The following is a 12,510-nucleotide window of genomic DNA, read 5'->3' on the forward strand; positions in this document are numbered from 1 at the left end:
GACCCGGTCGTGACACCGACCCCACCAGCCCCGACCCAACCCACGCCGACTCAACCCACGCCGCCATCACCGACTCGGTGGCAGACACCACCAACGGCCCCGACACCGGCCCAACCAGCCCCCAGCCCGGCACCGTCGGGCCCCACAGGTGCGGGCAGTGAGGACCCCGAATGCGGTGTCCGACACATCAGCGGCTGTGTCGCCAAAGCTATCGACGGGTTCTTCCAACGCGTGGTCGATTCGGCACTCAACCCATTGCTGGATCTGCTCTCCACAACGTTGCTCACCACCCCCGAACCGCAGTCACTACCCAGGGTCGGGGAGTTGTGGGACTCGTCATGGCAGATGGTTTTGGCGTGCTATGGGCTGATCGTGATCGCGGCCGGGATGCTGCTGATGGCCTACGAAACACTGCAAACCCGGTGGCCCCTGCACGAACTCGCCCCACGGCTGGTGGTCGGATTCGTGGCCGGGGCGATGAGCATGCTGATCGCCACCCAGGCCATCAGTTGGGCCAACGCACTAGCTGCCGCCATCGGCGGAGACGCACTGGACCCGAACTCGGCGACCGCTGCGCTCGAACAGCTCACGGCCACGAGCCCGGGTTCAGGGATTTTCATGATCCTGCTGCTCAACGTTCTGACCGTCACGATCACGGTGCTGCTGATCACCTACGTCGTGCGGGTCGCCATCACCATCGTCTTGATCGTGGCCGCTCCGCTGGCGTTGATGTGTCACGGGCTGCCCCACACCGAGTCGATCGCCCGCTGGTGGTGGCGCGCGTTCGGGGCGTGCCTGGCGATCCAGGTCGTGCAATCGCTGGTCCTGGTCACCGCGCTGCGAGTGTTCCTGTCTCCGGGTGGGTTCGTGTTCTTCGCCCCCACCCAGACCGGGATCGTGAACCTGCTCGTAGCGCTGGCGTTGATGACGATTCTGGTCAAGATCCCGTTCTGGCTGCTGTCGGCGCTCAACATCGGCCATGGCCGCTCGATGGCCGGTTCACTGGTCAAGGGCTTCATTGCCTACAAAACCTTCGGACTGATCAAAGGCCACGGCGCAGGCCCGACCCCGCGCCGTGGCGGGCCTGCTCCCGTGGGTGCGCGCAGCGGCAGCGCGGCTGGCAGCGAGTCCGACCCATATGCGCGGGTCCGGGCTACCCGCGACGGGCAACTGATGCTGCCCTTGCCGGGTGTCCGCCGAGTCGAAACCACCCGGCCGCAACCACACACCGCGCCCACCGCAAGCACTCCCCCAACGCCCAGCCAGCAACGGGTGCAACCGAATCAGCGGCGAGGCCGTCAGCTGAGTTTGCCGTTGTGGGCACCTGAGCCGACACCGCCGCTGGGCCGGGACGGTCAGTACCGGCTGCCCATCACCGTGGCCCGAGTCCGGACTACCCGCCGCTCTGGTGCGCCACCTCCACCGGCGCCGAGTCACCGCGGTCAGCTCGCCTTCGATTTCGACCCCGATCCGTTCAAGGGCAACCGGCCCACCCGCAGTGGCCAGTATCCGCTGCCCCTCGGGGTCCGCCGAGTTCCGGGACGACCGGCCTCCGCCGCACCACCGCGTGCGGTCGCGCCGACACCGCCATCACCGCCGCCGTCATCGCGTCCGGGACGGCAACTGCAGCTGCCGTTGCCGAACCTGCCCGTCACATCCCGTGCACGTCGTTCTGGAGGTTCCACGAAATGACTACTCCGATCCGTATCCCCGCTGATGTCGAGCGCGCGGACCGCATCGTCGGCCCGTTCACCGCCCGCCAGCTCCTGGTCCTCGCCGCCACCACCCTGCTGGGCTACCTCGCCTGGATTCTCACCCGCACGGTGATCACACCGCCGGTGTTCCTCGCCGTTGCTGTCCCGGTCGGCGTCACGGTCGCGGTCACGGTCCTGACGACCCGCGACGGGCTGGCCGCCGACCAGCTGTTGCTCGCCGCGATCCACCAACACCTACGGCCACGCACCCAACTCCTCGCCCCCGAAGGCATCGATCCCGCTCCACGATGGCTGACCAAACGTGCCGCCGACGGCAGCGAAGGTGGCACCCCGCAACCGCTTTCGCCTTCGGATCTTCATCTTCCTGGAGCGGTCACCTCGGCGGGCAGTGACCAGGTCGGTGTCGTGGACCTCGGCCGCGACGGCCTCGCGGTGATCGCGGCGGCCGGGACGGTCAATCTCGGATTGCGCACACCCGACGAACAAGAAGGTCTCGTCGACGGCCTCAGCCGGTACCTGCACGCGCTGTCCGGACATGGGGTGCAGATCCTGATCCGCACCGCCCGCTTGGATCTGCACGGCCGCATCACCGAGCTGCAGGCCGCAACCGAGGCGATGTCGCCGGATCTGGCCCTCGCTGCCCTCGATCACGCGAACCATCTCGGTGAACTGGGACGCGACGGTGACTTGCTGTGCCGCCAGGTGCTGCTGGTGTTCCGCGAACCCCTGGACCTGGCCACGATTCCGGCGGGCACCTTGGGTGGGCCGTCGGTGGGTGCGGTATTCGAATGGTTGATGGTCGGGCGTCACCGCGCCCGTCACCAGCAGCTCACCGCCACAGTGCGGCGTGCGGCGGAGTCGCGGTTGCTGCGGCGGCTGAATGAGGCGCGCGAGCTCCTCGCCGCCGCCGAGATCACCGTCACCGCCCTCGACGACGCGCAAGCCGCCGCCATCCTCACCGATGCCGCCAACCCCGCCAGCCTTGTTCCGTCGTCGGCTGAAACCGCCTCCAGGACAACGGTCATCACCACCGGCGACTCCGAGTTCGCGGGTACCGAGCTCGACGACGACGCCCCCACCGAGGCCGACGCGGCCATCGGTGGTGATGACGTTCGGGGTCGATGGTTGGGCCGGTGGCGTAGCAACCGCCACAGCGGTGTCGGGCACGAGTTCGCCCCGGACTCACTGTCGATCGGCGCCCGGCACCTCGACGTCGGCTCCGATCACGTCGCCACACTTGCGATCACCGGATATCCGCGTGAGGTCCACCCCGGCTGGCTCGCACCGCTACTGACCCACCCCGGTCGCCTCGAGCTGGCCCTGCATATCGAACCGGTGGACCCGGTGACAGCGGCATCGCGTTTGCGACGCCAGCTCGGGCGTCTCGAGGCTGCGCGGATGCACAACGCCGACCACGGTCGCATGGCCGACCCGCAGATCGAGGTCGCAGTCGAGGACGCCCACGACCTCTCTTCCCGCGTGGCACGTGGTGAAGGCCGGTTGTTCCGTGTCGGGGTGTATCTCACCGTGCACGCCAGCACCGCGGCCGAGCTCACCGAGGAAGTCGCCGCAGTCCGTGCATTGGCGGCGAGCCTGCTCATCGACACCTGCCACGTCAGCTATCGCAGCGTCCAAGGATGGGTCTCCACGCTGCCCCTGGGCTTGGATCTGGTGAAGCTGCGCCGCACCTTCGACACCGCAGCGCTGGCGGCAGCGTTCCCGTTCAGCAGCCCGCAGCTGCCCGCCGAGGACCCGGTCACTGTCACCAACCCGACCGGCGTGCTCTACGGACACGACGCCGGATCAGGGCTTCTGTTCTGGGATCGGTTCGCCTCGACCGTCGACAACCACAATGCGGTTGTTCTCGGTCGTTCCGGGTCGGGTAAAAGCTATTTCCTCAAAGCGGAGATGCTGCGCTCGCTCTATCGCGGGATCGAGGTCATCTGCATAGATCCCGAGGACGAATACCGGCGCCTGGCAGAGGCCGTCGGCGGCACCTACATCCACCTCGGCGCGGCCGGTGTCCGGCTCAACCCGTTCGATCTGGAAGTCCACACCCGTCCCGACGGTCGCCGTGCCGCACCAGCTGACGCATTGAACCGTCGGAAACTGTTCCTGCACACCGTCCTCCGTGTCCTGTTCGGGGAACCGACACCCGCGCAGCGGGCAGTGTTGGATGCCGCGATCACCGCCTCCTATGCCAGTGTCGGGATCACCGAGGACCCCACCACCTGGACCACACCCGCGCCCACCATGCGGGTCCTGCGGGAACAACTCCTCGAATGCGGTGCCGGAGTCGGGGTCGACCTCGCCGCGGCGTTGCAGCCCTACGTCGGCGACGGAGCGTTCGCCGGATTGCTCGATGGACCGACGACCACCGTGCCCGACGGGGCGATGATCGTGTTCAGCCTGCGCGAGCTACCCGATGAGCTCAAGACGATCGGCACCCTGCTCGCATTGGACGCGACGTGGCGGCGGGTATCCAACCCCGGAACGCGCCGCCCGCGCCTGGTCAATGTGGACGAGGCGTGGATCCTGATGCGCCAACCCGCCGGAGCCGAATTCCTGCTCCGGGCGGCGAAAGCATTCCGCAAACTCTGGGCGGGACTAACTGTCGCTACACAGGACTGCGCCGACGTCCTCGGCAGTGACCTGGGTAAAGCAATCGTGGCGAACTCAGCCACTCAGATCTTGTTACGTCAGGCTCCGCAAGCCATCAACGAAGTCACCGCGGCGTTCTCGGTCTCCGACGGCGAACGCCGGTTCCTGCTTGCCGCCGCACGCGGACACGGCCTGCTCTCCACCGGCGCTCATCGGGCGGTATTCGCCGCGGTCGCCTCCGCGGCCGAGCACGACCTCATCACCAGCAACCCCGGCGAGCTCACCCAGACAACCAGCGACACGAACGTCTACATCGGTACCGCCGACACCGACACCGACGAGGGTCTCGACGCCATCGCCACCGACAGTGATCTTGACGACGGCGACGGTGACTCCTACATCGACCTGCAGGACGCGGCATGAATACCGTTGCTGCCCTGCCGATCCCAGCACATCGTGCGTGGCTGCCCGATTTCTTGCGTGACCCGGGCACCGGCAATCCGGTTCCGGATCTGGGTGAGCACCTCCGCCATCTGTTCAGCCCAGGCGGAGTCATCGTGGCCGCGGCGGTGGCGGCCGTGCTCGCCACCCTCGTCGTGCTCGCCCGTCGCCGTCGGCGCCGGCTAGCCGCAGGTGCCCGCGAGGTCACTGTCCTCGCCCCACCCAAGGTCGATCCCGCCGGCGCAGCCGGGTTGTGGGCGCACCTGATCGGAGTGACACGACCGGCATGGAAACGCGCCCTGTTCGGGCAACCGCACCTGGGCTTCGAGTATCGGATCACCCCGGAGACGGGCGTCACGATCACGATCTGGGTGCCCGCCACCATCCCACCCGGCCTGGTCGAACGCGCTGTCGAGTCCGCCTGGCCCGGGGCACGGACCCGCACCGCCGAGCACGCGAACTCACCACTACCGGGCCCGACGCCGGGACACCGACAAGTCCTGATCGGTGGTGAGCAACGGTTGGCTCGCCGCGAGGGACTACCGATCCGCTTGGACTACAGCGGCAACGATCCGATCCGGGACCTGATCGCCGCCGCCTCCAACCTCGAAGCGGGCCAGGCCGCCTGCGTGCAGATCCTCGCCCGCCCCGCTACCGGCCGCCGCGTACGCCGCATCCGCGCTGGCATCGGACGGCGATGGTACGTGGCGGTATTCGCTGATCTGCTGGACCTGATCACGCCCGGTCGGGCGCACGCGAGCCGTTATCAGGGTGCGCGGCTACCCACCTCACCGGACCGGCAAACCGCGATGGAGTACACCACCCAAGCCCGGGCAGCGGCCACCAAAGCTCGTGGGGCGCATTGGGCGACGGTGATTCGCTACGCGGTCAGCACGGAGGTTCCCCTTGATGCCCAGGGCACGGTGATCGGTGGGGCCCGTGCGGTTACCCGGGGCCGCGCGCACACGATCGGCGCGGTGTTCGCCGCCTGCACCGACCACAACTATTACCGCCGACACCGCCGTTGGCGACTCGAAACAGCGTTGCGGGGAAGGTATCTCGGGCGAGGCGATCTGCTGTCGGTGCCCGAGCTGGCCGGGATCGCGCACGTGCCCACCGATTCCGATATCCCAGGCGTCGCGCGCGCCGGTGCCCGCGCGGTCGCTCCGTCTCCCACGATCGCCATTGGTGGCGCGTATGCCAAACCTCTCGGTGTCAGCGACACCGGCACCGGGCGCGCTGTCGCGGTGCGCGTCACCGACGCACGTCATCACCTCCATGTCCTCGGGGCGACCGGTGTCGGTAAGTCCACACTGCTGGGGCGGATGATCCTCGACGATGCCGAGGCCGGACGTTCGGTGGTCGTCGTCGACCCCAAAGGCGACCTCATCACCGACATCCTGGACCGGCTACCGCATCGTCACGCCGAGCGGGTGGTGCTCTTCGACGCTGATTCCCGCTCCCGGCCACCGTGTTTGAACCCTCTCGACGCCGACCGCGCCGATGTCGATCGCACGACCGACAATCTCGTGACGATCTTTCGCCGCATCTACGCCCAATATTGGGGCCCACGCACCGACGACGTCCTGCGCGCGAGCCTGCTCACGCTGTGTAACCAGGGTGGTGTGGCGACCCTGGCGGATCTGCCGCGTTTGCTGATCGAACCGGGTTTCCGGGCGCGGATCACCAAGACGGTGACAGACCCTGTCCTGCAAGGTTTTTGGTCCTCGTATGAGGCACTGTCCGATGCGGGCCGTACCCAGGTCATCGGCCCATTGTTGAACAAGTTACGGGCGTTTCTGTTGCGGCCGTTTGTGAAAGCCTCGATCGCGGCAGGCCCCTCGACTGTCGATCTGGGCAAGGTCCTCGACCACGGCGGGATCTGCCTGGCCCGGTTGCCCAAGGGTTCTCTCGGTGAGGAAACGACACGCTTGGTCGGGTCGTTGATCGTGGCCCGCACCTGGCAGGCCACCGCTGCCCGAGCGCGCACTCCCGCTACCTCGCGTCGCGACGCCAGCCTGGTCCTCGACGAAGCCCATAACTTCCTGAATTTGAGCTCCCCGATCGAGGACATGCTCGCCGAAGCCCGCGGACTGCGCCTTTCGCTGGTGTTGGCCCATCAGAACCTCGGCCAACTGCCCAGGGAGTTGCGCGACGGGATCTCGGCGAACGCCCGCAACAAAATCACCTTCACCGCCTCGCCGGAAGACGCACGGGAGCTGGCACGGCACACCGCACCGTTCCTGTCCGAGCACGACCTGACCCATTTGGACGCTTACCACGCCGCCGCCCGGCTGCTCGTCAACGGTCAGCAAGCCCCACCATTCACCCTCACCACCACACCACTGCCTCCACCGGTACCCGGACGAGCGCGGGAGATCCGGGCCATCGCCCGCGCCCACAACACCACCCAACCCACCCCGGCCACGGCCGCGCCGACCACGCGGCAAACGAGCACCGATGCGCGGCGTCGCTGACTGCTGTTGTCTCCCCGAATATTTCATCCTCGCGCCCGAGATGGAGGCCCGCCATGATGACCCACCCGACCCGCCAGGCCGAGTACCGTGCACCCCGCCGCCACGACACCCAGCCCCGTCATCGACTCGATCTGTTATCGCTCGCCGCACGACTCACCGACCGCGACCGTTGGCTGCTGCGGATGCTCGCCGAGCATCGCGTCCTGACCAGCCAGCAGATCAACGAGCTAGCGTTCACCTGCGAACGCGTCGGGCGGCGACGGCTACTCGAGCTCTACCGCTACGGCGTCATCGACCGATTCACCCCGCAACGCGCAATCGGCGGCCCCGCCCCCGCCCACTACGTCCTCGATACCGGCGGCGCCGCGGTGCTGGCCGCCGAGCACGGCATCGAGGTCCGCGAGCTACGGTGGCGCCGAGACAGATCCATCGGCATCGCCGTCAGCATGCGCCTGGCCCACACCATCGGCGTCAACGAGTGGTTCATCAGCCTGGCCACCCATAACTTCCACCACGACACCGACACGGGCACCCTATCGACCTGGTGGTCACAGACCCGCTGCAAACGCCTCTACGGTGACCTCACCGAGCCCGACGGATACGGCCGCTGGAACCGCAACCAGGCACGCTTGGATTTCTTCCTCGAATTCGACCTCGCCACAGAAAAACTCGACAAAGTCGCCAATAAGCTCAAGGGCTACGCCGATTTGGCCAGCTCCACCGGCATCCTCACCCCGGTCCTGTTCTGGCTACCGACCGCCCGCCGCGAAGCCAACGCCCGCCGCGCACTCCGCGACGCGGCCAGCGCACTCGATGACCCCGGCGCGGTGCCGATTGCCACCGCCGCCGCGGACCTGCTCGACCCGACCAGCCCGCATCCCAGCGCCGCCGACCGAGTCTGGCTGCCCCTGCACGCATCCGGGACCACAGGCCGAGTCGAACTCCACAAACTCACCGACGCCTGGCCTCGGGTCACAGCTCCCCCTGAGCAGAGCACCGACGACACCGCCGTCGATCCCTTGACCATCCTTCCCCCGCCCGCACCGCTACCACCGTCGCCAACCCGAAGCGATCAGTGATGTTCGCCAAGGCCCTCGCCGCCGGAGGCGGGGCGATCATGTTCATCTCGGTCGTGATCGGAGCGGTGACCGGCACCGTGGTCGCGATCGACCGGGCCGCCACCGTTTCGGTCGCCCCATCACTCGGCACCGGGACAACTCCCAACGCCCTGGCGGTCTCCGACATCCCCGCCGACCGTCTCGTTCTCTACCAGCGGGCCGCCGGGATGTGTCCCGGCCTGGATTGGGCGGTGCTGGCCGCGATCGGGAAAGTCGAAACCGATCACGGACGGTCCCCGCTGCCCGGGGTGTCGTCAGGGGAGAATTTCGCGGGAGCTGGTGGGTCGATGCAGTTCCTGGCTCCCACCTTCGACGGTGTCGTGGCACGGCACCCGCTCCCACCGGGTGGCGCGAGCCCACCTTCGCGGTACAACCCTTCCGACGCTATTCACGCCGCCGCCTACTACCTGTGTGACTCCGGTGCGCCAGCAGATATACGCTCCGCGATCTGGGCATATAACCATGCCGACTGGTACGTCACCCAAGTTCTCGACCAGGCCGCCCGCTACAGCACCCAGACACCGGCCCTCGGTGGTGACTGCCGCGATACCCAAGCCCCCGGTCCTGCCGCTTACACAGCGATCGCCTTCGCGTGCTCCCAGCTCGGTCAACCATATGTGTGGGGCGGAGATGGCGGCTCCGAGGGCGGCTGGGACTGCTCCGGGCTAACCAAAGCCGCCTACGCCGCCGCCGGAATCGAGTTGCCCCGCACCGCTGCCGACCAATACCACGCCGGAACCCCGATCCCGGAAGATCAGCTCCTGCCGGGTGATCTCGTCTACTACGGCGACGCCGGAAATATTCACCACGTCGGTCTTTTTCTCGGGTCTGGACTCATGGTCAACGCTGCGACCTTCGACCAGCCCGTACAAATCCAGCGGTATCGGTATTCCGGAGATGACTATTTCGACGCTACGCGCCCGACCAATCTGCCGACGATGACCCAGACGCCAGCGGCTTGATTGCCTCGGACAGAAAAGGAGACCGGCCAATGCGCAACAAAGCCACAATCCGGGCCCTACACGACTCCTCATACACCCTTCCCGGAACAAATAAGCTCGTCTTCCGCATGGACGAGGTCGAGATACCACTCGCCGCCGCCGACAAATGCGCACACACCGACACCCTCTGCCCGCAGTGCGTCTCCGAGTGGCAGCGAGAACATCTCTTCACCGAGAAACTTCCCTGGGATCAACCGCCACGATACCAAACCGACAAAAGGTAATTTCAGCACGCATTCGGCATCGAATAAACAAAGATGGATGTCTTGTTTTGAATGACTGCTTGACATTTCATCGAGACCGAACTGGTCCCCGCTGTCCGAACCGCAAACGGCTCGTGGTCGTGGCCATGACGCCACCGACGTCGAACGGCGCACACTCGCCTGGGCGAAACACGCCTGGGCACCGCGACAAAATTCGGCGGTTGCCGAGGCGCGTGCCAGACCACACTGTCGTGCCCCATGTTCCGGAGCGTTCTGTCCCGAGCATGGGGCACTTCATGTTTCGCGCCTCGGGCCATCCCGGAACGGGTTTGTGTCTCGGTTGTTGAAAAACCAGCCGGAGACCGGAGTCGAAGGGTGCGGGGATCACACCGCCCGCATCGGACTCGAACTCTCGGAGGCAACGATGGTCAACACCGGCACCGAAACACATCGAGACGACAGCAAGCAACCCCGGCGTCGTCGTGGGGCTGCAACGCTGACCGCTTTCGCGGTCGCGTGCGCGGCGACAGTTTCTCTCAGCGTCGCCGCTGGGCACGTCCTAGCCGACCCGGGCGGGGTTGGGGGGTGCGCGCGCTGGACGGCCGTGCTGGTGCCCGGCACGGGCGAAACAGGCCCGACCGCGAACCCGGGCCAACCGGCGGGGCTGCTGTCCCCGATTGGTGACGGACTCACCGCCCGTTATGGCCCCGACATCGCGGTCAACTACCTGCCCTACACCGCAGTGCCCTTGCCTTATGTGACATCGAAAACGACAGGAGTGGACGGGTTGCGGGCCCTGCTGGCTGGACTGTGTGAGTCGACTCAGGTTGTACTCGCCGGCTACAGCCAAGGCGCCGACGCCGCCGGCGAGGTCGCCTCACAGATCGGCCGCGGTGCCGGACCGATCCCCGCGGACCGTGTCCTCGCGGTCGGGCTGCTCTCGGACCCACACCGCGACCCCACCACCGCCGAGCTCGGCGAGACCAGCCCCGGCGAAGGCATCGGCGGGCCCCGGGAGGACTTCGGTCAGCTCAGCGCAAAGGTGAGAACCGTATGCGCACAAGGCGATCTGTACTGTGCGACCTCACATCAGGACTCACCGGTCATCGCCGCACTGGGACGCGCGTTCACCGGCAACGGCACACTGATCAACGCAGCGTCGGCCAACTCGACGGGCGCCTCGGGGCTGGATCCGTCGTCGGTGGTGCGCCAAGTTGCGATCGTGCTCGGTGGGTTGAGTGGGGTCGCGGCGAACATCCCCGCCATTGTCGACGGCCTCGCCCAACTCCCGCAAGCATTGGCCGCCGCAGATATCGGACGAGCCCATCAGATCACTGGAGATCTCAACATCGCGTTCAACCCGCTAGTTCGTATGGTCGATCACGTAGACCTGCACCTGGCCGCACAGGCGTTGTCGATGGCGGCTCCGTTGGACACCTCGGGATGGACAGCGGTCGCCGCACAGGTCGCCGACATCCTCGCCCGCATCGATGTCGCCCGAGCCGCCACGGACATCGGTGCGGGCCAGGAGGTGGCGTGGCGGGCTGCTGAGAAGGCCAGGGCCGGAGACTGGCTCGGTGGTGGGCTCGAACTAGTCGGCCTCATCCCGATCGCCGCGGACCTCGCCGCGACCGCAGCACAAGCCCTGACCGGGCAAGGTGCCGGTCAAATCGTCAGCCTGGCCTCGAACTTGACCACCTCCACCGACTCCGCGACCGCTGCTGCGCTGGCTGATCTGGCACGCCAGGGCGGCGACGCAGCCGCGTTCTACGGTTCCGGTGTCCACCAGACCGGCTACACCGACGGGGTACGCCAAGTCCTGGATTATCTGACCGAGAGTATCGACCGCACCCGCTAAACCCGCCACAGGGCTAAGGAAACCACTCGCCCTATCAACACTTAAAGCAGAAATGCGAACACACCGATACCCGATGCCCGGGATGTGTCTCCGCCGGGCAACGCGAACACCTTTTCAGCGAGACACTGGGAAGGAATCGGCCCACGCGAAATAGACCCTGAAATCACACGGCATTGCCACATACAGGGCCATTAAAAAACAAGATGGGTGTCTTGTTTGATGATCGCTTGACATTTCATCGGGTATCGAGCGTCCATATAGGTGGGGCCCCACACAAGCGGTAGCGCAACCGGGGGCCACCTGTCTCGGCCGGGACATGACGACCAAGCCAACCAACACCACTGGAGTAGTCATGTCCACCACCGCAACAACCCCCGTGAAAACAGATTCCGAAAACGCTTTGTGGTCAGCACTGGAATCCAACCCCGACCACACCGCCGCCGAACTGGCCGACATCGCCGCGATCAGCGGATCCACTGCCCGGAAAATCCTGGCTCGATGGTCTGTCGATGGCCGCGTCAAACGCATCCACCGAAGCGACCCCCACTCCGCCGACCGATGGAACATCTTCCTCGCCACCGAACCCGAAACCACCTCCAACACAACCACTTCCGGACCTGTCGACGACACAACCGCCGACGTCAACATAGCGACCCCGGAGACGGAAACCACCGACAGCGACGACTCCGCGACCACGACCCCAGAACCAGCCACGGTCGAGGAAACACCATCGCAGCCAACCGCAGAACCGGCTGCCGACACCGAACCCGCCGACGCCGCAGCTGGGCAACCGGCGGACACCAGCGCCGACAAGCCGGAGAAGCTGGCTCCGGGCGCACTGCGCGGGCAAGTCGAAGACCACTTGCGCGATCACCCGGCCGATGAATTCAGTCCGCACCAGATCGGGAAAGAGTTGGACCGTTCCAGCGGCGCGGTGCACAACGCCTTGGTCAAACTCACCGAGACCGGCATCGCCACCCAGACCTCGGCGGCTCCGAAGAAATTCCGTCTCGCCACTGCATAGCTCGACCGGCGCGTGTGGCATCGGAGACGGCCTCGTCATCCGATGCCAACCTCCAGGCGCACAGCGTCTCCG

The 12,510-nt window shown here is 66.6% G+C and carries 8 protein-coding genes; 7 read left to right on the forward strand and 1 reads right to left on the reverse strand.

Features of this window, described 5'->3' with window-relative positions; genetic code table 11:
- Nucleotides 1-231: 231 nt before the first annotated feature.
- From ACQPW1_RS39470 to ACQPW1_RS39490, 5 genes are read left to right on the forward strand one after another with little or no spacing between them, the layout of a single operon-like run.
- Nucleotides 232-1,692, forward strand: a complete 1,461-nt coding sequence (locus tag ACQPW1_RS39470) for a hypothetical protein (protein WP_433657953.1) — start codon at nucleotides 232-234, stop codon at nucleotides 1,690-1,692.
- Nucleotides 1,689-4,739 (forward strand): VirB4 family type IV secretion system protein, encoded by a 3,051-nt coding sequence (locus ACQPW1_RS39475; RefSeq protein ID WP_433657955.1) that lies wholly within the window; start codon nucleotides 1,689-1,691, stop codon nucleotides 4,737-4,739. Before ACQPW1_RS39470 ends, ACQPW1_RS39475 begins: the two co-directional genes overlap by 4 nt.
- A complete protein-coding gene (locus ACQPW1_RS39480; RefSeq protein WP_433657957.1) occupies nucleotides 4,736-7,234 on the forward strand; it encodes a type IV secretory system conjugative DNA transfer family protein in 2,499 nt (832 codons plus the stop codon). Before ACQPW1_RS39475 ends, ACQPW1_RS39480 begins: the two co-directional genes overlap by 4 nt.
- A gap of 53 nt (nucleotides 7,235-7,287) precedes the next feature.
- On the forward strand, nucleotides 7,288-8,313 hold the full coding sequence (locus tag ACQPW1_RS39485; protein WP_433657959.1) for a replication-relaxation family protein: 1,026 nt from the start codon (nucleotides 7,288-7,290) through the stop codon (nucleotides 8,311-8,313).
- Nucleotides 8,313-9,314, forward strand: a complete 1,002-nt coding sequence (locus ACQPW1_RS39490) for an NlpC/P60 family protein (protein WP_433657961.1) — start codon at nucleotides 8,313-8,315, stop codon at nucleotides 9,312-9,314. The genes ACQPW1_RS39485 and ACQPW1_RS39490 overlap by 1 nt, the downstream gene beginning before the upstream one ends.
- A gap of 68 nt (nucleotides 9,315-9,382) precedes the next feature.
- On the opposite strand, the gene ACQPW1_RS39495 is transcribed toward ACQPW1_RS39490, so the two are convergent.
- Nucleotides 9,383-9,643 (reverse strand): hypothetical protein, encoded by a 261-nt coding sequence (locus tag ACQPW1_RS39495; protein ID WP_433657963.1) that lies wholly within the window; start codon nucleotides 9,641-9,643, stop codon nucleotides 9,383-9,385.
- 337 nt (nucleotides 9,644-9,980) lie between these two features.
- Here ACQPW1_RS39495 and ACQPW1_RS39500 point away from each other — a divergent pair, with 337 nt between their 5' ends.
- Nucleotides 9,981-11,414 carry a cutinase family protein gene (locus ACQPW1_RS39500; protein ID WP_433657964.1) on the forward strand — a complete coding sequence of 478 codons (1,434 nt, stop codon included), beginning with the start codon at nucleotides 9,981-9,983 and terminating at the stop codon, nucleotides 11,412-11,414.
- 352 nt (nucleotides 11,415-11,766) lie between these two features.
- Complete coding sequence (locus ACQPW1_RS39505) at nucleotides 11,767-12,438, forward strand: hypothetical protein (RefSeq protein WP_433657966.1); 672 nt, start codon at nucleotides 11,767-11,769, stop codon at nucleotides 12,436-12,438.
- Nucleotides 12,439-12,510 lie beyond the last annotated feature (72 nt).

It is taken from the genome of Nocardia sp. CA-128927 (assembly GCF_050955855.1).
In the GTDB taxonomy this organism is placed as follows: domain Bacteria; phylum Actinomycetota; class Actinomycetes; order Mycobacteriales; family Mycobacteriaceae; genus Nocardia.

What these genes read in the sequence shown, in the direction of transcription:
- ACQPW1_RS39475 (WP_433657955.1), top strand. Translation starts at nt 1,689, where the DNA reads ATGACTACTCCGATCCGTATCCCCGCTGATGTCGAGCGCGCGGACCGC.
- ACQPW1_RS39480 (WP_433657957.1), top strand. Translation starts at nt 4,736, where the DNA reads ATGAATACCGTTGCTGCCCTGCCGATCCCAGCACATCGTGCGTGGCTG.
- ACQPW1_RS39485 (WP_433657959.1), top strand. Translation starts at nt 7,288, where the DNA reads ATGATGACCCACCCGACCCGCCAGGCCGAGTACCGTGCACCCCGCCGC.
- ACQPW1_RS39490 (WP_433657961.1), top strand. Translation starts at nt 8,313, where the DNA reads ATGTTCGCCAAGGCCCTCGCCGCCGGAGGCGGGGCGATCATGTTCATC.
- ACQPW1_RS39495 (WP_433657963.1), bottom strand. Translation starts at nt 9,643, where the DNA reads ATGTCAAGCAGTCATTCAAAACAAGACATCCATCTTTGTTTATTCGAT.
- ACQPW1_RS39500 (WP_433657964.1), top strand. Translation starts at nt 9,981, where the DNA reads ATGGTCAACACCGGCACCGAAACACATCGAGACGACAGCAAGCAACCC.
- ACQPW1_RS39505 (WP_433657966.1), top strand. Translation starts at nt 11,767, where the DNA reads ATGTCCACCACCGCAACAACCCCCGTGAAAACAGATTCCGAAAACGCT.